Origin of the sequence: Streptomyces sp. NBC_00258 (assembly GCF_036182465.1) — a bacterium.
Classification (GTDB): domain Bacteria; phylum Actinomycetota; class Actinomycetes; order Streptomycetales; family Streptomycetaceae; genus Streptomyces.
In genome coordinates this window covers 7,312,612-7,334,330 of record NZ_CP108081.1, presented here as the reverse complement: position 1 = coordinate 7,334,330, position 21,719 = coordinate 7,312,612, and the positions used below count along the sequence as shown (strand labels likewise).

Genomic DNA, 21,719 nt, shown 5'->3' with positions numbered 1-21,719 from the left:
CAGCTCTGCAACAGCCCTGGTGCGATTTTCCGAAGACCCTTGTATGGCACACAGTGGGAACCTGCACACTGGGCCCATGAGCGATTGGCCCCAGGGATACAACGGCGGCGACCGGCACGGCCGCGGCAGCGCAGGCGCCGAGCCCGAGGGCGCCCGTGTGATGCGGCAGGTGCAGCGCGGCTCGGGGGCCGGTCCACGCCCCTCGGCACCGTCGCGCGGAGTCCCGCCCCAGCCGACGTACACGGACGGCTACGGCGAGGACGCCTATGACGGTTACAACACCGGACAGGTGTACGGCTCGCCGGGCGGAGGCGGTCCCCAGGAGCCGCCCGGGGGTCATGGACGGGGTCCGCGGCCCGCGCCGAACTGGCGCAAGCGGATCAAGTGGACGGCGATCACGGTGGTCACCGTGCTGGTCGTGGTCTCCGTGGGCACGTACTTCTGGGCCGACTCGAAGCTCAAGCGCGAGGTCGACCTGTCGAAGGTGATCGACCGGCCCGACGGCGGCGAGGGCACCAACTACCTGATCGTCGGCTCCGACAGCCGCGAGGGCATGTCCGCCGAGGAGAAGAAGAAGCTCCACACGGGCTCCGCCGAGGGCAAGCGCACGGACTCGATGATGATCCTGCACGTCGGCGACAACGGGAACACGATGATCTCGCTGCCGCGCGACTCGAACGTGACGATCCCCACGTTCAAGGGCTCCGAGTCCGGCAAGACCTTCCAGGGCACCGGCCGTCAGGTGAAGCTCAACGCGGCGTACGCCGAGGACGGGCCCGAGCTGCTCGTGCGGACCGTCGAGGCCAACACCGGGCTGCGCATCGACCACTACGCGGAGATCGGCTTCGGCGGCTTCGCGAAGATCGTCGACGCGGTGGGCGGTGTCGAGATGGACATCCCCAAGGCGTTCAAGGACGACAAGTCCGGCGCCGACTTCAAGGCGGGCAAGCAGACCCTCAACGGCGAGCAGGCCCTGGCCTTCGTCCGTACGCGGTACGCGTTCGCGGGCAGCGACCTGGACCGCACGAAGAACCAGCAGAAGTTCCTCGCGGCCCTGGCGAGCCAGACGGCGACGCCGTCCACGGTCCTCAACCCCTTCAAGCTCTACCCGACCATGGGCGCCGGCCTCGACACCCTCACCGTCGACAAGGACATGTCCCTCTGGGACCTCGCCTCGATGTTCTGGGCCATGAAGGGCATCACCGGCGGTGACGGCAAGTCGATGAACATGCCCATCTCCGGCAACGCGGGCAACGGCAACCTCCAGTGGGACACCGCCAAGGTCAAGACCCTGGTGAACCAGCTGAAGAACGACGAGAAGGTGACGGTGTCGGGGAACTGAGCGAACCCCGAGCCCGTACCGCACGAGAAGTCCTATGACAGCGATGGGCCCCCGGCACGGCGCCGGGGGCCCATCGCTGCAGTAGGACCGCGCCCTACGGCAGGTTGCGGGCCATCACGATGCGCTGGACCTGGTTCGTGCCCTCGTAGATCTGGGTGATCTTGGCGTCGCGCATCATGCGCTCGACCGGGTAGTCGCGGGTGTAGCCGTAACCGCCGAGGAGCTGGACGGCGTCCGTGGTGACCTCCATCGCCACGTCGGAGGCGAAGCACTTGGCCGCCGCCCCCTGGAAGGTCAGGTCGCTGTCACCGCGCTCCGACTTGGCCGCCGCCGCGTACGTGAGCTGGCGGGCGGCCTCGATCTTCATGGCCATGTCGGCGAGCATGAACTGGATGCCCTGGAAGTCGGCGATCGCCTTGCCGAACTGCTTGCGCTCCTGGACGTAACCCTTGGCGTAGTCCAGGGCGCCCTGCGCGATACCGAGGGCCTGGGCGGCGATCGTGATGCGGGTGTGGTCCAGGGTCTTCATCGCGGTGGCGAAGCCCGTGCCCTCCTCGCCGATCATGCGGTCGGCCGGGATGCGAACGTTGTCGAGGTAGACCTCGCGCGTCGGGGAGCCCTTGATGCCGAGCTTCTTCTCCGGGGCGCCGAAGGAGACACCCTCGTCCGACTTCTCCACGACGAAGGCCGAGATGCCCTTGGAGCGCTTGGTGGGGTCGGTCACGGCCATCACCGTGTAGTACTCCGACTCGCCCGCGTTGGTGATCCAGCGCTTCACGCCGTTCAGGACGTAGAAGTCGCCGTCGCGGACCGCCTTCGTCTTCATGCCCGCCGCGTCCGAGCCCGCGTCCGGCTCGGAGAGCGCGTACGAGAACATCGCGTCGCCCTTGGCCAGCGGGCCCAGGTACTTCTTCTTCAGGTCCTCGGAGCCGGAGAGGATCACCGGGAGCGAGCCCAGCTTGTTCACCGCGGGGATCAGGGAGGAGCTGGCACAGACCCGCGCCACCTCCTCGATCACGATGACCGTCGCCAGCGCGTCCGCGCCCGCACCGCCGTACGTCTCCGGCACGTGCACGGCGTGCAGGTCGGAGGAGACCAGGGCGTCCAGCGCCTCCCGCGGGAAACGGGCTTCCTCGTCCACCGCCGCGGCGTAGGGCGCGATCTTCGCCTCGGACAGCGAGCGGATCGCGTCGCGGAGCATGTCGTGCTCCTCGGACGGGCGGTACAGGTCGAAATCAGCCGATCCGGCCAAGGTCTCTCACGCTCCAAAGACGCTGTGATGCTGACGCTAATTACCGTTAAGTAACTCAAATTTTAGGGGCCCGCCCACGGGAGTGATACGTGAGCTTGGCGACAAGGGGGAAACTGCCCGGTGAAGCGCTCGAACAAGCCCCGACTATGCTCGGTCAGCGCACTCGAGGCGCACTGCAGTCGCACCCCTGACGGATACCTGACGGACACCTACTGGAGCATCCATGGCCCTCAAGATCACCGTGATCGGCACCGGCTACCTCGGCGCCACGCACGCCGCGGCCATGGCCGAGCTCGGGTTCGAGGTGCTGGGACTCGACGTCGTACCCGAGAAGATCGAGATGCTCCAGCGGGGCGAGGTCCCGATGTACGAGCCGGGTCTCGAAGAGCTGCTGGCCAAGCACGTCGCCGGTATCGAGGGGTCCAGCGGGCGGCTGCGGTTCACCATGGACTGGGCCGAGGTCGCGGAGTTCGGCGACATCCACTTCGTCTGCGTGAACACCCCGCAGAAGCACGGCGAGTACGCGTGCGACATGTCGTACGTCGACGCCGCCTTCGCCTCGCTCGCACCCCATCTGACGGGCCCCGCCCTCGTCGTCGGCAAGTCCACCGTGCCCGTGGGGTCGGCCGAGCGGCTGGCCCGCACGCTGGTCGAACTCGCCCCCGCCGGCGAGGAGGTCGAGCTGGGCTGGAACCCCGAGTTCCTGCGCGAGGGCCTCGCCGTCCAGGACACCCTGCACCCCGACCGCATCGTCGCCGGCGTCCGCAGTGAGCGCGCCGAGAAGCTGCTGCGCGAGGTGTACGCGACGCCGATGGCCGAGGGCACGCCCTTCGTGGTGACCGACTTCCCGACCGCCGAGCTGGTGAAGACCGCCGCGAACTCCTTCCTCGCCACCAAGATCTCCTTCATCAACGCCATGGCCGAGGTCTGCGAGGCCGCCGGCGGCGACGTCGTGAAGCTCGCCGAGGCGATCGGGTACGACGACCGGATCGGAAGGAAGTTCCTGCGCGCCGGGATCGGCTTCGGCGGCGGATGCCTCCCCAAGGACATTCGCGCGTTCATGGCGCGCGCCGGTGAGCTGGGCGCCGACCAGGCGCTCACCTTCCTGCGCGAGATCGACTCCATCAATATGCGGCGCCGCGGTCAGATGGTGGAAATGACGCGAGAGGCCCTGGGCGGCGGTTCTTTCCTCGGGAAGCGGATCGCGGTGCTCGGCGCCACGTTCAAGCCGGATTCGGACGACGTCCGGGATTCGCCCGCGCTGAACGTCGCCGGGCAGATTCATCTGCAGGGCGGCCAGGTCACGGTCTACGACCCCAAGGGCATGGACAACGCCCGGCGCCTCTTTCCGACGCTGGCGTACGCGGAGACGGCAGCGGAGGCCGTACGTGGCGCCCATGCCGTCCTGCACCTCACCGAGTGGCGTGAGTTCCGCGAGCTGGACCCGGCGGCGCTCGGCGAGGCCGTGACGGACCGGATCGTGCTGGACGGCCGCAACGCGCTCGACCCCGCCGTGTGGCGGGCCGCGGGCTGGACGTACCGGGCGATGGGGCGACCGGCCGCCTGAGCGGCATACGCCTGCACTTCTTCCCTCCAATTGGTTCGAATCGCATTCGAGCAATGTGGTGGAATTGCCGTGCCGTGCACGCCAGTTCTTCACAGTCGCAATGCACGGAATGACGTCGTTGTAGCCCGTTCTCACAGCAGGGGCACCCCTGGAAGAGAGGCAGGCAACAGGCGATTAACCAACGCGTAGCCACGCGGAATTCGGCTGCCACTCCACTGGTCCGCATTCACCGATCTGAATGACCGGACCATGCCAGGAGTGATCATGCCCCTGTTCAACAGGGCGGATTGGCCGAGGGATCACCGCGACGAGGTGGTCGCGGGCGCGCTCGTCGGCGCCGTGCTGATCGTGCTCGGCTACGCCTCGGGGATCGGCGCCCCGCCGTCGTCGGGGTCGGCACAGGCCGCCGTGCCTCCCGCGTCACCGCCCGCGGCGACGGCACCGCCCAGTACGACTCCGGCGCCGGGCGAGGACGTGCCGGAGGGAGCCGCTCCCGTGCCCCAAGTCCCGGTCGGGGCGGGCGGGTTGCCGATCGGCACCGGCGTCGTGCCGATCGGGGACGGCGGCCATGCCGGGCACGGGACCGGAACCGGCAACGGGAGCGGGGAGTCCGGCACCGGCGGCCATGACGGTCACGGCGGGCAGGGCACGACGCCGACTCCCACCCCCACGCCCTCCCCCTCCGGCTCCGCGGGCGAGGAGCCCCCGGCCGACGACTCCTGCGACGACGGCGACGTACACCTCGTAAAGCCCCTGCTCACCGGGATCGCCGGGCTCACGGGCCAGGCCCTCGGCCTGGTGGGCGGCACGGAACCGACCCCCGCGCCGACACCCTCCCTCTGTGTCGGAGTCGCCACACCGGGCCTCCTCTCCGCCCCGGACGACGCGGAGGCCACGCCGTGACAACGCGACCCCGCTCCCTCACCTCCCGCCTCGCCGCTCCCCTCCTCGCCGTCCTCACCGCCCTGCTGTACGTCCTCGCAGGCGCGGCCCCCGCCTCCGCCCACACCGAGCTGGTCCGCTCGACTCCCAAGGACGGCACGGAACTCGGCAAGGCACCCGCCCACCTCACCCTCACCTTCGACGAGCCCGTCGAGCTGTCCGACGTACGCGTGATGACGCTCGACGGTGACCGACTCCCCGTCGCCCGTGCCCCGCGCGGGGGCGGCGACACCGTGCGGGCCGCGCTCCCCGACGTGGCTCCGAGGACCGGTGAACTCGCTCTCTCCTGGTCCGTCGTCGACGAGGAGGACGGGCACGCGTCCTCCGGCCGGCTGACGTTCGGCATCGGTACGGCGGCGGCGCCCGCCACCGCCCAGGACCGCGGCGACGAGGCCGCACCCGCGCCCTCCCCCTCGGTGCGGCACGGCCTCGTCGCCGCTCGCTGGGCCGGTTACCTCTCGCTGGCCCTGTTCATCGGCGGGATCGCGTTCGTCGCGCTCCTCTGGCCGCGCGGGGCTGGTGAGCCGCGGGCACGGGCGATGCTCGCCCTCGCCTGGACGGTCGGGCTGCTCTCGACGGTCGTGGCGCTCGGACTGCAGGGCGCGTACGCCGAGTTGGGCGGCGTCCGCGACGCGCTCTCCGCGTCGGTGTACGCGAACGTGCTCACCACCGGGCCGGGTCTCGCGCTCGCCGCCCGCGGGCTGCTCTGGGTGCTCGCCGCCGTCGTGCTGAGCGCGCTGCTCCAGGGCGGTGCCCGTACGGCACGCTCGCCCGGCTGGCGGGTGGGTGCCCTCGCCGTGTCGCTCGGGCTGCTGCGGGCGACCGGGATGACGGGCCACAACTCCGAGGGCACGGAACCGACCTGGGGCGCGCTGGCCGACCTGGTGCATCTGCTCGGGGCGAGTCTGTGGATCGGCGGTCTGGCCATGCTCGCGGTGGCCGTGCTGCCGCGCCGGGACCCCGACGAGCTGGCGCTGGTCGTGCCCGGCTACTCGAAGCTCGCGGGCGCGTCGGTGGCCGCGATCGCCGTGGCCGGCCTGGTGCTGGCCTGGCAGGTCGTGGGCTCGTACGACGCCCTGCTGCATACCTCGTACGGGCGGTTGCTGCTGGTCAAGACCGGTGTGCTGGCCCTCGTTCTGTTCGCCGCGTGGCGCAGCCGTCAGTGGGTGCGTACGCGTCTGGAACTCGCCGTGCTGCTGCGCGGCGAGGCCGCCACCGTGCGGCCCTTCGGTTACTCGGTCGCGGCGGAGACGGGGCTCGTCCTCGTCGTGCTCGCCGTGACGAGTCTCCTGGTCACGGCCGATCCAGGCCGCTGACCTCCCCTGAAAACCCCGAAATCCCCTCACAGACAAGGGAGTTGCGTTGATGCGCAGTAAAGACACCGGTGAACGGCGCCGTCGGGCGCCCGCCGGGAACCGGGCCCTCCTCGTCGCCGGGCTCGGCGCCGCCTTCGCGGCGGTGCTCAGCCTGGGGCTGCTTCAGGCGACGGCCGGTTCGGCGTCGACGACCGACTCGGCGGCGGGCGCGGCTCAGGCGCCCGCAGCCGCGGCGGCCGAGGCAGCCGAGGCGCGTCCCGCGGCAGCCGCCGCGGCCGACCACAAGGTCGACATCATGGGCAACAAGTTCGGCGACGGGAAGCAGTTGGTCGTCAAGGTCGGCGAGACCGTGCAGTGGACCAACCACGACACGGCCCCGCACACCGTCACCACCACCAAGGGCCCGAAGAAGTTCGACTCGGGCACCCTCCAGCAGGGCGACTCCTGGTCGTACACCTTCACCACGGCGGGCACGTACGAGTACTACTGCGCGGTGCACCCGGACATGGTGGCGTCCGTGAAGGTCGTCGCGGACGACAGCGGGTCCACGGGCGGATCCACCGGCGGATCCACTGGTGGTTCCGGGAGCGGCGGTACGTCCGGTGGCTCCACGGGCGGCTCCTCCGGCGGTACGTCGGGGGGCTCGACCGGGGGTTCCGGCTCGGGCGGTACGAGCGGGGGTGACACCGGCGGCACGTCCGGAGGCGGCTCCGGCGGAACCAGCGGTGGCAGCACCGGTGGCGGCACGGGCGGTGGGGACGGCGGCGACGAGCAGTGCGCCAGCGTCCAGGACGTGCTGCTGCCGATCCTGCAGCACCTCAACACCGCGCACCTGGAGCGTTCGCCGGGTGAGCAGGTGCAGGACGCGCTGGCCCTCGACTCGTACATCAAGATGCACACCGTCTGGGTCGAGAGCATCCTCACGCCCGCCACGGAAGGCGGGGGCGCGGTCGCCGACGACACCCTCGGTGTGCTGCTCCAGCACATCAACTCGGCGCATCTGGAGGAGTCGCTCGGCCAGCAGATCACCGATCTGCTCAACGTCGACAGCTACGTGAAGATGCACACGGTCTGGGCCGAGCACCTGCTCGCACCCACGACGGGCTATCTGACCAGCAGCTGCTGACACCGGCGGCATCGCCGATCCAGGCGAACCCCTGATTCCTGCGGCACCGCCGCCGCGGGAGGACGCCGGGCCGGCCGAGGCTCAGTCGGCCGGCCCGGCGTCCGGCGTTCATTCTCCCCCGCTCTGTTTCTCCTCGGAAGGAGAACCAGGATGACGACCGTCACCCTGCCCACCGTCTCCCCACCGCCCGGCCGGTACGCCGTCGCACCCGGCCGCTCCTTCGCCGAACTCACCGCCTACTACGGCCCGTTGGCGACCCTGCGACGCCGCGTCACGCTGACCGGGGCGTCGCTCACGGTCCCCGAGTCCGAGTCCGGGTCCGCACCCGTGTCCGAGGCCGGGCCCGTTTCCGAGCCCGAGTCCGCGTCCGCGTCCGAGGGCGCGCGGCCCGTGTTCCGCTTCGACCTCGCCGGCACGATGAAGGCTTCCCTGGTCTCCGAGCACGTGGAACCCCTGGCGGACGGGCAGCACCTGCAGCTGATCGCCGACCTCGACGTGCGGGGTGTCGCGTTCCCGGTGCTGCTGCGCCTGCGCGTGGTGAGGTGCGCCGAGGGCCGGATGCTGGTGGTGGGCTCGGCCCGGCTCCCGTACCGGCTGCTCCGGCGCGCCACGGGCTTCCGGCTGCCGTGGTCCCGTCCGGCGACCCGGCTGCGGCTGCTGCTCGCCGCGGAGTTCGCGTGAGCGCGGGATGGCGGGAGCGGCGTGTGCCGACGGGAGCCGCCGCATTCGCCATGCTCGCCGTACTCGTCCTGCTGGTACCGCTGTTGCTGCTGTGGGCGGCGCCCGGGCCCGCGTCGGCGGCCACCTACCGGGTGGCGATGAAGGGGTACGCGTTCAGCCCCGCGGCCCTCACCGTCCCGGTGGGCTCCACGGTGACCTGGACCAACCAGGACACGGCCCCGCACGACGTGAAGACCACCTCCGGGCCGGTCTCCATCCACTCGCCGATGCTGCAGAAGGGGCAGAGCTGGAGCTTCACGTTCACGACGGCCGGGTCGTACGGGTACTACTGCACCGTGCACCCGGACATGACGGCCCGGATCGTGGTCCAGGCGGCGCCGACATCCGCGGCGCCGACTCATACGCACACGGGGTCGGACGATCACGAGTCCGGGACGGGAGCTGGGGCCGGGACGGGCACCGGGTCCGGGACCGGGCACCACACGGCTCCGACGACTTCGGCAGCCTCTCCGGCGGGGCGTTCCAAATCGCCGACTCCCACCAAGTCCCCGTCCGCGCCGCCGACTTCGGCTCCCGCGGCCGCGGCGGCACCTTCGGCAGCAGGTCCGGCGGCGAACCCACAAGCCCTGGAACCAACCGCCTCCGCCCGTCCCCTCGACGGCCTGCTCGTCCTGGCGGGAGTCGTGGCGGGCGTGGCCGTGCTGTGTCTGCTGCTGGTGGGTTCGCGCTCGGCGGCGAGGGAGAAACAGGACACCGCGTAGCCGTGACGGGGGTCGCCTCGGGCGGCCCCCGGGCTCGGGCTACTTGGCGCGATAGCGGCGCATCTTCGCCCGCGCCCCGCAGACCGACATCGAGCACCAGCGGCCACGCCCCGCCGGGCTGCGGTCGTAGTACGCCCAGTGGCAGTCCGGCGCCTCGCAGGCCTTGAGGCGGAGCCAGGTGCCGGCGGTGAGGGACTCGGCGACGGCCGCGGCGACCCGGGAGGTGAGGTCGGCCGGGTCCGCCGGCCGGAGCACCGCCGAGCCGTCGGCCGCGGAGACGGTGACGACGAGCGGCGCCGACGCGAGCAGCACGTCGAGAGGGCGTACCTCCCGGTGCGCCGGATGGCCCGCGTGCGCGAGACAGACGGCCCGCAGCGACTCGCGCAGTTCCCGCGCGGCCTCCACGTCGGCCTCCGCCAGGCCCAGCCCCGCGCGCCCCTCCGCCGTGTCCAGGGAGTCGGCACCCGACTCGATGTCCAGGGTGTTCACCAGGGACTGGAGCAGGGCCAGCCCACCGGGTGCGGGCGCACGGTCATTCATGGTTGCGACGTTACCTCTTATGCGGGAGCATGCAGTAACCGTTACCTGCTGAGTCGCTTTGCAGGTAACGGGCGATGCATGGACATCAGAGGAGGAAGTCATGGCTGTCGCCAAACTGGGCCCCGTCGTTCTGGACTGTCCCGACCCCCGCGCGCTCGCTTCGTTCTACGCCGAGGTGCTGGGCGGCACCGTCGAGACCGAGGGGGAGGCCGACTGGGTCGACCTCCGGCTGCCCGGCGCACAGGCGCTGGCGTTCCAGGCCGCCCCCGGCCACGTACCGCCGAAGTGGCCCGCGCCCGACGGCTCCCAGCAGTTCCATCTGGACCTGACGGTCGAGGACCTGGACTCGGCGGAGAAGGAGGTCCTGGCGCTGGGCGCGAAGGTGCTCGAAGCGGAGGACCGGGGGCGGGGGTGGCGGGTGTACGCGGATCCGGCCGGGCACCCGTTCTGCCTCTGCGCCTGCTGAGGCGGAACTAGGGCCTCGGGCCGGCGTGCGGGTGAGTGGGGGCTGGTCGCGCAGTTCCCCGCGCCCCTGAAAGACGGGGCTGCGCCCCTGTCCTTTGTCCCCACTCACCCGGAGCCGACGAACGACCGCCGGGAGGCTAGCCGTCCAACTCGGCGATCTTCGCCGTGGACGGCTCGCGGCGGCTGCGGGCGGCGCGGGCCGTGAAGTCCGCGCTGCGCAGGACGCGTTGGACGTTGCCCCAGGTGAGCAGGGCCAGGTCGGACTCGGACCAGCCGCGGCCGAGGAGTTCGGCCACCAGGCGCGGATACCCCGAGGCGTCGGACAGGTCCTGGGGGTGCGCGGCCCCGGAGTCGTACGTCCCCGAGAGACCGACGCACTCCGGGCCCGCGAGCGCGCGTACGTGGTCGAGGTGGTCCGCGACGTCCCGTACCGACGGGCCCGTCTGCTCGGCGGTCAGCGGTACGAGGCACAGGCCCTTGGTGATGCCGAGTTCGACGAGCACGTCGTCGGGGAGGTTCGCCGGGTGGGGGCGCAGGGCGCGGGCGGCGGAGCGGGTGAAGACGACCGGGGACTTGGAGATGGTGAGGGCACGGCGGACGGTCGCGTCGGAAGCACCGGACAGGTCGACGAGTACGCCGATGCGGTTCGTCTCGCGCACGACCTCCTCGCCGAACCTGGTCAGCCCGTTCTGGCCGGCCCAGGACGCGCCGGAGAGGGTGAGGACGCGCAGGCCGAGAGAGTGCAGCGCGCGCAGGATGCCCAGCGAGTCGTCCAGCGCGGCGGCGGCCGCGGGACCGAGCAGCACGGCGACCCGCCCGCAGTTCCTGGCGTCCGTGACCTGCGCCGCGCTGTGCGCCATCCGCAGGCCCTCCGGATGGGCCTCCACCACGGTCTTCACCAGGTCGAGCTGCTCCAGCGTGGCCCCGACCGCACGCTCGCCGACGAGGCCCTCGGGCAGATGCAGCGACCAGAACAACGCCGCCACGTGCCCTTCTCTCAGCCTGGGCACATCCGTGTCTATCGTGCTCTCGCCGAGCTCCAGGTCGTACCAGGGGAGGTGCCGCAGCGCCCACGGCAGACCGCTGTAGCCGTCGGCGACGGGGTGGGCGGCGAGAAGGGCGTGCGCACGGACCAGGGGGTCGTCGGCCGCGTCCCCCGCGGGTCCGGCATCGACTGCGAGCCCCCGCTCGTCCTCAAGAACATCCGGCTCGAACTCCCCCTCCACATCGGGGCGATCCAGCTCGCCCACCTCGGCGGTTGCGTGCAGTTCGTCCTGCAGATCTGCCATGGCGACGCTCCGGGGTCCGGTGGTGGCGACAGGTATCCCCACCGTGCCACGCGACCGTGACAGGGTCTCGGTGGATGAGCCGTTCGAGCTACCCCACCCGGCGCCCCGCTGGGGTCACGGCACCCTGCCCCCCCGTAACGGGAACGCGGCAACCCCCGCCCCCTAAGGGGCGCGGGGAACTGCGCGCCCAGCCCTCACGCACCCGCAGACTCCGAACCACACGCCCGGCGAAACGAACCGGCGGAGCCAACTGCAGCAAACCGGCGGAACTACCCGCACTGCTCCGCCCGCCCCAGCAAAAGCCCCCGTTCCCTCTCGTTCCGCGTCAACGAGGCCGCCTTCTCGAACTCCCCCCGCGCCTCCCCCACCCGTCCGAGCCGCACCAGCAGATCCCCCCGCACACTGGGCAGCAGGTAATAGCCCCGCAGCGCCGGTTCGGCGACCAACGCGTCCACGATGGCGAGCCCGGCCTCGGGCCCCTCGGCCATGGAGACGGCAACGGCCCGGTTCAGCTCGACGACCGGAGACGGAGTCCGGGCGGCAAGCAGCCCGTACAGCGTGGCGATCCGCGCCCAGTCGGTCTCCTCGTACGTATAGGCGTGGGCATGGCACGCGGCGATGGCGGCCTGCAGCACGTACGGCCCGGGACCGCCCCCCGTGGACACGGCCTCCGCCCGGGCGAGGGCGGCGAACCCGCGGCGGATGAGGAGCCGGTTCCACCGGGAGCGCTGCTGGTCCCTGAGCAGTACGGGCTCGCCCGACGGCCCGGTGCGCGCGGCCGACCGCGATGCCTGGATCTCCAACAGGGCGGCCAGCCCGTGCACTTCGGGCTCCTTGGGCATCAACTCGGCGAGCACTCGCGCGAGTCGGAGGGCGTCCTCGCAGAGCGCGGGGCGCAGCAGGTCGTCGCCCGCGGTGGCCGCGTACCCCTCGTTGAAGATCAGGTAGATGACTTCGAGTACGGACCCGAGCCGGGCCTCGCGCTCGGGCCCGTACGGCACCTCGAAGGCGACGGCCTTCGCGGCGAGCGTCCGCTTGGCGCGCACGATGCGCTGGGCGACGGTCGCCTCCGGGACGAGGTAGGCACGGGCGATCTCGACGGTGGTCAGCCCGCCGAGCAGCCGCAGGGTGAGGGCGATCCGGGCCTCGGCGGACAGCACGGGATGGCACGCGGTGAAGACGAGTCGCAGCAGGTCGTCGTCGATGTCGTCGGGATCGGCCGGCTCGTCGACGTGCCCGTGCCCGTACGGCTCGGCCGCCTCCAGGTCCCGCCCCATCTCCACGAGCTTGCGCGCGTACCGCTCGCGCCGCCGTACGAGATCGATCGCCCGGTGCTTGGCCGTGGCCATGAGCCAGGCCCCGGGATTGCCGGGCACCCCCTCCCGGGGCCACTGCTCCAACGCGGCGACCAGCGCGTCCTGCGCCAGTTCCTCCGCGATCCCGACGTCCCGCACGATGCGCGCGACCCCGGCGATGATGCGGGGCGACTCGATACGGAAGACGGTTTCGATGGCGTGGGCGGGGGCGGCGGCCGGCGCGGGGGTACCTGTCGGCCCGGTCTCGGGCGGCCCGGTCTCGGGCCCTGCCTCAGGGCCCGTCTCAGGATCTGGCTCCGACTCCGGCTGAGGTTCTGGCTGTGGCTCTGGTGTCACGCTCCACCATCAGACACCCCCCGGACCCGTACGTCCAAGGCTCAGCCTTCGACGATCTCCCGTACCTCGCAGGTCACCGTCCAGTGGGCCTCGTGGATCTGGAGGAACCGCTTGGTCCACTCGACGGCCTCGGCCTTGTCCTTGGCCTGCAGCATCGCGTACCCGCCGACGACCTCCTTGGCCTCGGTGAACGGCCCGTCGGTGACGGACATCTCGCCGCCCTCCCACCGCACCCGCGTCCCCTCGGCGGTCGGCTTCAGCCCCGAGGTGTCCAGCAGCACCCCGGCCTTCGTCATCTCCTCGATCAGCTCCCCCATCCGCGCCATGAGCTCGTCGCTCGGCCCCTCGGCGGGCGCGTTCTGCTCATCGATACGGATCATCGACAGGTAGCGAGGCATGGTGACTCCCTGAGTCTCTCGGTACGGGGGCGGGGCTTGTCCCACCTTCCCTCTCACCCGTGCGTCGAACGGGGGGCGGCGGGATCGACACGCTCGCCGAATTTCTTCGAGAGAATTCCACCGAGGCCGTTTCCACAGGTCAGGAGGTCACATCAGTCGGCGAAGTCCTTGAGCTTCTCGGTCTCCAGGGTGAAGCCGACAGGGTTCGGCAGCTCGATCACGGTGCCGAACGGTTGTGGGGTGCCGGAGCGGTACCTACTGCCTTTCGGCTCCGAGTGGACAGTGACAGTCGCTGCCTCGCGATCAATCAGCAGGTAGACGGGGATACCTGTGGTCGCGTAACCCGTTGGCTTCTCGATCCGGTCACGCCGGTTCGCGTCGCTGTCACGGGACGTGACTTCGACGACCATCAGCACTCCCTCGGGCTCTGACCACTCCCCCTTGCCCGCGAAGAACGTCTGCGGCGCCAGCGACCCGTCAGGGCGGGCCCTCCCATTGGGGTACGCCTCGACCTTGAGCCCCCTGTTCCGGGAAAAGAACAGGTCAGGACGATGCTGCATACATCGTTGGAGAAGCCAGGCGACGATCGTCCCATGATTGCCGTCCGGCATGGGCTTGACCCCAACCTTTCCGTTCAAGAACTCCAGCGCCACCGTTTCCGGCGCATGGCGGGCGAGCTCCTCGAATTCCTCGACGAGCATCTGGGGCTGATCGGAAGTCATGGGGGTCATTGCGTCGCCTCCTTCCCTCCATCCTGCCCCGCTCGCGGGCGGACCGTGCTGCAAGGTCGTCATGCGCGCGCTCCTTTCCCTGTACTCCCCGTACGTCGCCCTGTGCGCAGGGCGGCGCGCACCTGCCCCGCACGGGCGTGGACGTGTTCCGACGCGAGGCCAGGCCGTCCGCCCCAGCAGCCACCGCACAACCCGCCCCGCATCTCACCCCCGTCACCGGGCTCCCCACACGCCGTGGACCCCACCTCCACCTGCACACACCACGCCGCGTGCACCAACGGTCACTTCGAGGTTACGGCAGGTGACCGATGTTCCACAGGCGTACGGTGCCGTCGTAGCTGGCGGAGGCGAGCTTGGTTCCGTTCGAGTTGAAGCTCATGGAGCTGACTTCGCCCATGTGTCCGTGGAAGATCTTCCAGCGTGATGGAGTGCCGTCGGTGCGCCACAGTTCGATGGTTCCGTCACCGGACCACTCCACGTCCAGAAAGATCCGGCTGAGGGCCAGAAGCGGTTTCTCTGGATGGAACATGACCAAGGACGGGGAAGGCACAGCCCCGGTCCGGTGCCACTTTCCGTCACGTTGGTCGGGGCGCCACAGTCCGCTCTGCCCGGCCGAGGCCATGGTGAAATCCACGTACAGGCAATCGTCGTGCGGGCTGGCAGCCATCTTCTCCCCGGAAAACAGCGAGTCGTCACCCTCTGGTGCCCCGGCCATCGGAATGCGGGAGCGCTTGGTGAATTCCGGCGCCACGTAAACCCATACTCGCCCGTCCTGCCCAAGCCGCACCAGCCTGTTTGCGCTCAGCCAGCCCGCCGCAGTCATCTCACGCGTGCCTTTCTCACTGGTGCCGTTCCCCTTCAGCCGACCATCCTCATCGATCCCCAGCAGAACGGGGCGGCTGTCCGACTCGGTGAACCCCGACAGGTGGCGTCCCTCTCCGCCGAAAGCCAGCTCCCGGGTCGGAGGGCTCTCCTTCTCATAGGTTCGCCACTCTGGCTGCCCCCGCACATTCAATGTCTTCAGCTGCCCGTTCCGGCCGACGGCCAGAACGCCGCCATCCGCAGGAAACGCCACACTCGTGACCCCCCAATTCCAGTACGAGTTGCCAGACCCAGCAGGACGAGGCCTTCGCCCCAGAAGCAGTTCAGTCCTCCCCTGGTTGCCCCGCCACAATCGCCCGTCCCTCGCCCCCCAAACCAGCTCATCCGTACCGGGCCGAAACGCAACCGCGGTCATCGGCACTTCATCGCGATCCCAGTACAGGACCTCCCCCTGGTCCTTGTGCCGTCCGACCAGCGCCGCTCCACCGCCCATGACCGCGGCCACCCCCGCCCCCAGTACCAGACGGCGTCGCACAGCCCCGAGCGCCACAGATCGCACGGCCACCGCCCTTTCGGCATACGCCGGCTCCCCGGCCAGCGCCTCCTGCAGCCGGATATGACGGAACTGATAGGTGCTGTTGGACTGCTTGACGATCTCGCGTCGCCGGGCGTCTCCGAGGAAGGCGAACAGCCGCCAGGGCAGTTGGCCGCTCACCGCGAGCCAGACCTTCGCCAGCAGGAACCGGGGCCACGCGCGCGTCATGAGGATGAAGAGCGCGAACGCCACTCCAGGCAGAACGAAGGGCATTCCCCAGCCATGGGAGTCCAGGCCCAACGCCTCATTGTCCTGCCGCCACTTGAACGCCGCGGAATCCGACACATCGCCTGTGCCGGGCAAGCCCGGCCAGTCTGTGAGCGCGCGGAAGACCAGGTCCCCCGCCAACTGACCGACATGCAGCCCAAGCAGCCCGGCGGCTCCGACGACGAATCCTCCCACCGATGCCCCGGCCAGCGCGGAACGGCGGTCCTGCGCATAGGACTTCAGGGGACTTGCCTGGGTCGCCCTGGACGGAGGTGCGTTGAGCCAGTTGTGCGCGGCGAGAGCCACTCCGGCCACCAGGCTCAGGGTGACGCAGACCATGAACGACTCGGACACGTCCGCCGCGGCCTGCAACGAGCCCGGTCCCGGCGTCTGTGTGAGAACCCGGAAGACGCACGTCCCGGCGGTCACCGGCACCACGGCCGCCGCTCCCAGCAGGACACCGAGGCGAAATCCACGCCGCAACCGCCCGGCGGACCCCCGCAGCGAGAAGGAGAGCCGACCCGGCGGACGGGTTCCCGCCGCGTACCAGATGAGGCAGCTGATCAGTGCGAAGGCTCCACCGATGTACATGGGGACGAGAACGTCATTGCTCGACAGTGCCTGCCCGAACCCTCTGGCCGCGGCGGTCCACACCACGGCCCCGACGGCCAGTGACAGTCCCAGTCCGAAGGCCAGAACCGGCCCCGCCCACACCGGCAGCACCCGCCCGCTCACGAGCCACCAAGCCAGATCCCGCTCCCGGTGATCGTGCAGATAGCGGGCCAGAAACGTCAGCCATCGCCGAGCCCGCTCGGCGTCCCATGGTTCCCCTGCCGCCGCCCCCTCCGGCCCGCCTGGATCCGGCCCGTACGTCGCATCGACAACCCGGTGCGTGAGGTGATCCTCCACCGCGTACCGGCAGTCGAACCGCTCCCGGTCGAGGAGTTCGGCCGGGTCACCACCACCGCGCTGGTACACCAGACGTGCCGTGGTCACCATCAGCGGGGTGGACAGCGCTACGGCCAGTGGACCGCCGGGCTCGGCGCCCAGTCGGGCGAAGACGCCGTCCCACCCTGCGCCGCCCTCCGGCCAGTCCACGTCCCGCAGGTATCCGATGACATCCCGGGGCGGCACCGGCGTCACCTCCACCACGGGTGCCTGTCGCAGCGTCGGAGCCCCGCCTCGGATCAGCTCCTCGTACTCCACGGCACGGCACGTGACGACGACCGGCCGTTCACCGCCGATCGCGTGATTGATGCCCCGGATGGCTCCGCGGCGGGCCGACTCGGGGATCTCGTCCAGTCCGTCCAGGACAGGAAGGAGCAGCCCGTGAGCCAGCAGGGCACGCGGAATCTCCTGACGTCCGCTGTAGTACGGCACCGCGAGTGTCCGCACGATCCAGTCGTCGAGGGGCTCGCGTACGGGGTCCCAGGTCGAGACGGGGAGCAGGACCGGGACGCGTCCGCCCGGCTGCCGGGCACCCAGCAGGCCCAGGGTCAGCAGCATCGCCAGGACCGTCTTGCCCGCGCCGGGCTCACCGATGACGACCAGACGGCGTTGCGGCAACTGCTCATAGCGTTCGGCGAGTTGGCCGATGACCGCATCGAAGCGGCCGTCCAGGCGGCCGTCGAGGCGCACGCGCAGCACCCGCGGCCCGGAGGCCGAGGTGTGGGGTTCGTCGGCCACCGGCCGGGACGTCGTCGTCCACACGAGCGGCAGCACCCGCGGATCCCGCAACCGCCGCGACTCCGCCTCCTCCAGCCACTGCGCCCTGAGCGTGAGGGCGAGATCGTCGGCGTACGCGGCAGGGTCGGCGGGCGTCGGCTCCTGGCGGAAGAAATCCATGAGCGCCACGAGCAGTGAGGCGATTCCCACGAACAGACTGGCCACCGTGGCCAGTTGGTTGTCGTCGTTGCTGTCGCCGCTCACCAGCAGTGTCGTGGCGAGCCCGACGAAGGTCAGGCCTGCGCCGGCGATGACGGAGTCTCGGACAAGTCGGTGGCGCGAACGCCGTGAGGGTCCCCGGAGCACCTCAGCATGATGGGTCCGAGGGGGCCTTGGCGGCTGCCGCATCCGGCCGCTGCCCCTCAACGGGGTGAAGACCAGCCGGTGTTACCCGACATCCCCCTCCCACCTGCTAAAAGCCCCTCACCGCAACGACTCCCACAGCTCGCTCGCCTCCGGCTCGTTCGCAACCACCCGGTTGGGGTCGGACGGGGCGGGGACCACCGGCATCATCACCGTCTCCGTTGTTGCGGAGGAGAGGGACTTCAGGCTCTGGCCGAGGCTCATCAGTTCGGTGAGGGAGTTGAGGCCGGTGTCCGTGGTGAGGCTGTCGGTGAGGGCGTCGGCGACCCGGTAGAGGCGGGTGGGGTTGGTGAGGAGGTTCGTGGAGTCGACCTGGTCGAGGAGGGCCTTCACCAGTTGCTGCTGGAGACCTATGCGGCCGAGGTCGCTCTCGTCGCCTATGCCGTGCCGGGTGCGCGCGAGGGCCAGGGCCTTCGCGCCGTCGAGGTGGTGGGTGCCCGCCTCCAGTTCGAGGTGGCTGTCCGGGTCGGAGATGTCCTCGTCCGTCGTCACCGTGACCCCGTCCAGCGCGTCCACCAGGTCGGCGAAGCCCGCGAAGTCGATCTCGATGTAGTGGTCCATGCGGACGTTCGTCATGGACTCCACGGTCTTGACGGCGCAGACGGGCCCGCCGACCGAGTACGCGGAGTTGAACATCGCGCCGTACGACACCGATGTCGAACCGCCGGACTCCCGCGGGCAGGAGGGGCGCGTGACGAGCGTGTCGCGCGGGATGCTCACGACGGTCGCCTTCGTCCGGCCCTCGTCGAGGTGGATGACCATCGCGGTGTCGGAACGGGCTCCGCCGCTGCTGCCGCCGCCAAGTTCCTTGTTCCGCTTGCCGTCTCGCGAGTCGGAGCCGAGGACCAGGATGTTGAGCGCGCCGCTCGGGAGCGGGGAGGGGGAGGCCGCGCCATAGGGGCTCGGCGTCGTCATCGCCCTCGCCGGGCGGTCGTCGCCCAGCGCGCTGTCGATGTCGACGCTCTTGATGTTCTGGTTCAGATGCCAGTACGCCCATGCCGCACCGGCCAGCGAGACGACCAGGACGCACCCGAGCGCGATCCCCGCGGCCCTGAACAGCCGTGCCCGTCTGGATCGTTGCCGCCCCGCGCCCGCTGTCGCGGCGCCCCCGTGTTCGTCTTCTCCGCTCACAGAGAGGAACGTAAGTCCGAATTATTACAACGAGGAACCACTTCGCGGTTTTACTAGTCAAACTCTCATATTTCGTTGAGTCTTCTCAGTTGCCCCAAGAGGCGGAGGGCACCCCTCCGAGAGCCTTCGAAAGTTTCGAAGCGCCGTCCGGGCAGACCGAAGCGCCGGACGGACTCGACCGATGGGCCGTCCGGGCGCGGCTCACCGGTCGACTCGATCACTGCGCCCCGAAGTACGCAGCCCGCCCCTCCCCTGCCGGCGCCGCCGTGCTGCTGCGCACCACCAGGCTCGTGGCCAGTTCCACCCGGGTCGCCGCCGACGGGCGCTCGCCACGGCCCAGGTCGAGGACGAGCCGGGCCGCGGCCTCGGCCATCTCCGTGAGCGGCTGACGGACGGTGGTCAGCGGCGGGCCGACCCAGCGGGCCACCGGCAGATCGTCGAAACCGACGATGCTGAGGTCCTCCGGCACGCGCAGACCCAGCTCGCGGGCGGCCTCGTACAGACCGAGTGCCTGGAGGTCGTTGCCCGCGAAGACGGCCGTCGGACGGTCGGGGAGCTTCAGCAGCTCAAGACCCTCCCGGTAGCCGCTCTCGTGGTGGAAGTCGCCGGTGCGGACGAGCGTGGGGTCGACCGGCAGCCCGGCCGTGTCGAGCGCCGCGCGGTAGCCGTCGAGCCGGGCCCGGCTGCACATCATCCGCGAGGGTCCGCTGATCACGCCGATGCGCCGGTGGCCGAGGTCGGCGAGGTGCCGGGTGGCCGCGAGGCCGCCCTGCCAGTTGGTGGCGCCCACGGACGGCACGTCGTCGCCCGGGTCGCCCGCCGGGTCGACCACCACGAACGGGATCGAGCGGCTGGTGAGCAACGCCCGCTGGGACTCGTCCAGCCCGTTCAGGACGAGGACCACGCCGTGCGGGCGGCGCGCGGCGACCTGGTCGGCCCAGGTGCGCCCGGGCGTGAGTCGGCCCGCGCTCTCGGAGAGGACCACGCTCAGCCCCTCGTCCCGCGCCACGTTCTCCACGCCCCGGATGACCTCCATCGCCCACGCGCTCTCCAGTTCGTGGAAGACGAGGTCGATCAGCGGTGACCGGGACGCCTCGGCCCGGCGGCGCCGATAGCCGTGGTTGCGCAGCAGTTCCTCGACCCGGGTTCGGGTCGAGGGGGCCACATCGGCACGGCCGTTGAGCACCTTCGAAACAGTCGGAGCGGAGACTCCCGCCTCGCGGGCGATCTCGGCGAGTGTCGCCGACTGGGCTACAGCGGGATTCGGGCGAGTCATGAACCGGATCGTATCCCTGCGCAACCTCTTGACGAAGCCCTTCGACAGCCATACGTTCCCGGAACATTCGAAGTGCCTTCCGAAACATTCGTGTCGTGAGTCCAAAAAGAGGTGCTGTCATGGAGTCGATCAGCGGGCGGTCCAACGACGGACGGCCCACGGGCGGGCAGCCCATGGGCGAGAGCCCCGGGAGCCTGGGCGGCGGAACGTTCAGCAGCAGGACGTTCAGCAGGCGCTGGGTCCTCGGCGCCGGTGCCACCACCCTGCTCACCACTGGTCTGACCGCCTGCGGCTCCGGTGACGGTTCCGGCGGGGGCGGCAGCACGATCACCGCATTCACGTACGGGGACGACGCCGTGAAGGTCCAGACGGCTGCCGTCGACCGTTTCAACAAGTCCGCCGCCGCCAAGACGGCCAAGGGCAAGGTGAAGCTGGAGAAGGTCCCGGGCACGGACTACTCGGCCAAACTGCGCACGGCGATGGGCTCCCCGAGCGCCCCGGACGTCTTCTTCAACTGGGGCGGCGGCTCCATCAAGGCGTACCAGGAGGCGAAGCAACTCGTCGACCTGACCGACACGATCGAGGGCGACCCGGTCCTGAAGGGCGGCTTCCTGCCCGCCGTGCTCGCGGCCGGCGGACTCGGCGGCCGCCACTACGGCATACCGATGCGCGGCATGCAGCCGGTCATCCTCTTCTACAACAAGTCCGTCTTCGCCGAGCACAAGCTCCAACCGCCCACCACCTGGGCCGAGTTGCAGGACATCAACACCAAGCTGAAGGCGGCGAAGATCACTCCGTTCGCCCTCGGCGGCGCGGACACCTGGACCGAGCTGATGTGGCTGGAGTACCTCGTCGACCGCATCGGCGGACCGGAGGTCTTCGCGAAGATCCAGGGCGGCGACGCGTCCGCATGGGGCGACCCTGCCGTCCTCAAGGCCGCCGAGACCGTCAAGGAACTCATCGACGACGGCGCGTTCGGCTCGAAGTTCAGCTCGGTGTCGTACGTCAACGGCGGCGCCCCGGCCGTGTTCGCCAAGGGCAAGGCGGCGATGCACCTGATGGGCTCGTGGGAGTACTCGACGCAGCTCGGCAAGTTCCCGTCCTTCGCGAAGAACAACCTGGGCTGGTGTTCGTTCCCCACGGTCGAGGGCGGCACGGGCGACATCCGCAACGTCGTCGGCAACCCCACCAACTACTGGTCCGTCAACAGCCGTACGCAGAACAAGGACGCCGCGATCGCCTTCCTGAAGGACTGCGCCTCGGAGACGTACGCGAAGGCGCTGGTGGCCAACGGCGACATCCCGACGACCTCCAACGCGGCCAAGCTGCTGGAGGCCTCGCCCAACCCGGAGTTCGCCAAGTTCCAGTACGAGATGGTCGAGAAGGCGCCCGCCTTCACGCTCTCCTGGGACCAGGCGCTGGGCGCGGACATCGCGACCCCGATGCTCACCGAGATCAACAAGCTGTTCGTCGGGAAGTCCTCGCCGAGCCAGTTCGTGTCGGCGCTCAAGGAGCTGAAGTGAGCGCACCGAGCCCGA

Annotated in this window: 18 protein-coding genes; 9 read left to right on the top strand and 9 right to left on the bottom strand. The window is 70.3% G+C overall.

Annotated features, from left to right (window positions below):
- The first annotated feature begins 76 nt into the window (after positions 1–76).
- Positions 77–1,342, top strand: a complete 1,266-nt coding sequence (locus OG718_RS32780; protein WP_186001429.1) for an LCP family protein — start codon at positions 77–79, stop codon at positions 1,340–1,342.
- Positions 1,343–1,436: 94 nt separating this feature from the next.
- Here the strand turns inward: OG718_RS32780 and OG718_RS32775 are convergent, their stop codons facing one another.
- Positions 1,437–2,594, bottom strand: coding sequence for an acyl-CoA dehydrogenase family protein (locus OG718_RS32775; RefSeq protein ID WP_143642800.1), 1,158 nt, complete (start codon positions 2,592–2,594; stop codon positions 1,437–1,439).
- A 223-nt stretch (positions 2,595–2,817) separates the two neighbouring features.
- Here OG718_RS32775 and OG718_RS32770 point away from each other — a divergent pair, with 223 nt between their 5' ends.
- From OG718_RS32770 to OG718_RS32745, 6 genes are all read left to right on the top strand, one after another.
- Positions 2,818–4,161 carry a UDP-glucose dehydrogenase family protein gene (locus OG718_RS32770; RefSeq protein WP_143642801.1) on the top strand — a complete coding sequence of 448 codons (1,344 nt, stop codon included), beginning with the start codon at positions 2,818–2,820 and terminating at the stop codon, positions 4,159–4,161.
- 264 nt (positions 4,162–4,425) lie between these two features.
- Entirely contained in the window at positions 4,426–5,064 is a 639-nt protein-coding gene (locus tag OG718_RS32765) for a hypothetical protein (protein ID WP_328845865.1), read from the top strand.
- Positions 5,061–6,419: a copper resistance CopC/CopD family protein gene (locus tag OG718_RS32760; RefSeq protein WP_328845864.1), complete on the top strand. Its 1,359-nt coding sequence runs from the start codon at positions 5,061–5,063 to the stop codon at positions 6,417–6,419. The genes OG718_RS32765 and OG718_RS32760 overlap by 4 nt, the downstream gene beginning before the upstream one ends.
- Before the next feature lie 49 nt (positions 6,420–6,468).
- Positions 6,469–7,545, top strand: coding sequence for a cupredoxin domain-containing protein (locus tag OG718_RS32755; protein ID WP_328845863.1), 1,077 nt, complete (start codon positions 6,469–6,471; stop codon positions 7,543–7,545).
- Between the two features lie 150 nt (positions 7,546–7,695).
- Positions 7,696–8,226, top strand: a complete 531-nt coding sequence (locus tag OG718_RS32750; RefSeq protein WP_328845862.1) for a hypothetical protein — start codon at positions 7,696–7,698, stop codon at positions 8,224–8,226.
- Complete coding sequence (locus tag OG718_RS32745) at positions 8,223–8,987, top strand: cupredoxin domain-containing protein (RefSeq protein WP_328845861.1); 765 nt, start codon at positions 8,223–8,225, stop codon at positions 8,985–8,987. The genes OG718_RS32750 and OG718_RS32745 overlap by 4 nt, the downstream gene beginning before the upstream one ends.
- A 39-nt stretch (positions 8,988–9,026) precedes the next feature.
- On the opposite strand, the gene OG718_RS32740 is transcribed toward OG718_RS32745, so the two are convergent.
- Entirely contained in the window at positions 9,027–9,527 is a 501-nt protein-coding gene (locus OG718_RS32740; RefSeq protein WP_328845860.1) for a CGNR zinc finger domain-containing protein, read from the bottom strand.
- Between the two features lie 100 nt (positions 9,528–9,627).
- Between OG718_RS32740 and OG718_RS32735 the strand changes: the two genes are divergently transcribed.
- Positions 9,628–9,993, top strand: coding sequence for a VOC family protein (locus OG718_RS32735; RefSeq protein ID WP_306939494.1), 366 nt, complete (start codon positions 9,628–9,630; stop codon positions 9,991–9,993).
- 136 nt (positions 9,994–10,129) lie between these two features.
- Here the strand turns inward: OG718_RS32735 and OG718_RS32730 are convergent, their stop codons facing one another.
- From OG718_RS32730 to OG718_RS32700, 7 genes are all read right to left on the bottom strand, one after another.
- Entirely contained in the window at positions 10,130–11,281 is a 1,152-nt protein-coding gene (locus tag OG718_RS32730; RefSeq protein ID WP_328845859.1) for a dipeptidase, read from the bottom strand.
- Positions 11,282–11,550: 269 nt separating this feature from the next.
- Positions 11,551–12,933 carry an RNA polymerase sigma factor gene (locus tag OG718_RS32725; protein WP_443055178.1) on the bottom strand — a complete coding sequence of 461 codons (1,383 nt, stop codon included), beginning with the start codon at positions 12,931–12,933 and terminating at the stop codon, positions 11,551–11,553.
- Positions 12,934–12,974: 41 nt separating this feature from the next.
- Positions 12,975–13,331, bottom strand: coding sequence for a YciI family protein (locus tag OG718_RS32720; RefSeq protein WP_055618818.1), 357 nt, complete (start codon positions 13,329–13,331; stop codon positions 12,975–12,977).
- A gap of 152 nt (positions 13,332–13,483) precedes the next feature.
- Positions 13,484–14,062, bottom strand: coding sequence for a Uma2 family endonuclease (locus tag OG718_RS32715; RefSeq protein ID WP_328845858.1), 579 nt, complete (start codon positions 14,060–14,062; stop codon positions 13,484–13,486).
- 292 nt (positions 14,063–14,354) lie between these two features.
- Positions 14,355–17,717 carry an NACHT domain-containing protein gene (locus OG718_RS32710; protein WP_328845857.1) on the bottom strand — a complete coding sequence of 1,121 codons (3,363 nt, stop codon included), beginning with the start codon at positions 17,715–17,717 and terminating at the stop codon, positions 14,355–14,357.
- A gap of 117 nt (positions 17,718–17,834) precedes the next feature.
- Positions 17,835–18,905: an LCP family protein gene (locus OG718_RS32705; protein WP_328845856.1), complete on the bottom strand. Its 1,071-nt coding sequence runs from the start codon at positions 18,903–18,905 to the stop codon at positions 17,835–17,837.
- Between the two features lie 217 nt (positions 18,906–19,122).
- Positions 19,123–20,181, bottom strand: coding sequence for a LacI family DNA-binding transcriptional regulator (locus OG718_RS32700; RefSeq protein WP_143642812.1), 1,059 nt, complete (start codon positions 20,179–20,181; stop codon positions 19,123–19,125).
- Between the two features lie 173 nt (positions 20,182–20,354).
- On the opposite strand from OG718_RS32700, the gene OG718_RS32695 reads away from it, so the two are divergent.
- A complete protein-coding gene (locus OG718_RS32695) occupies positions 20,355–21,704 on the top strand; it encodes an ABC transporter substrate-binding protein (RefSeq protein ID WP_328847874.1) in 1,350 nt (449 codons plus the stop codon).
- The last annotated feature ends 15 nt before the right edge of the window (positions 21,705–21,719 follow it).